General features: G+C 60.6%; 1 protein-coding gene. It reads right to left on the bottom strand.

Annotated features, from left to right (window positions below; translation table 11 throughout):
- Window positions 1-18: 18 nt before the first annotated feature.
- On the bottom strand, window positions 19-596 hold a 578-nt coding region (locus JZX87_RS31080), incomplete at its 5' end, for an IS256 family transposase (RefSeq protein WP_206829661.1).

Consider the following 596-nt stretch of genomic DNA (forward strand, 5'->3'; position numbering starts at 1 on the left):
CAGAGGGCCGGATGAGTGTCAGCTTGCTGCTGGCAGGCTGATGAGTGGATCATCGCTCATCGTAGCGATTGTCTCAAGGGTCATGTAGCGAGATCGCTGGACGGCCCATTCATCGTTCTGTTCCAGCAGCAGCGCACCGACCAGGCGCACGATAGCGTCGTCGTTGGGGAAGATGCCGACGACCTCGGTCCGCCGCTTGATCTCGCCGTTCAATCGCTCGATGGGGTTGGTCGAGTGAAGTTTGGCCCAATGCTGTTTGGGAAAGGTCATGTAGGCGAGTACGTCTTGCTCAGCGTTGTCCATGAGACTGGCGAGCTTCGGGACCTTTGGCCTGATCTGGTCGGCGACGTTGCGCCACTGAGTGCTTGCCGCCTCCGGCGTGTCTTGAGCAAAGGCCGTGGCAATGAAGGCGGAGACGACCCGCCGTCCGCTCTTTCCAGCATGGGCCAAGGCATTGCGCATGAAATGGACCCTGCAGCGCTGCCAGGTGGCGCAGAGCACCTTCGATACTGCGGCTTTGATGCCCTCATGCGCATCTGAGACGGCGAGCTTGACGCCACGCAGACCCCGCCTGGTCAGCTTTCGAAGAAACTCGG

It is taken from the genome of Agrobacterium sp. Ap1, from assembly GCF_017313375.1.
Taxonomy (GTDB): domain Bacteria; phylum Pseudomonadota; class Alphaproteobacteria; order Rhizobiales; family Rhizobiaceae; genus Neorhizobium; species Neorhizobium cellulosilyticum.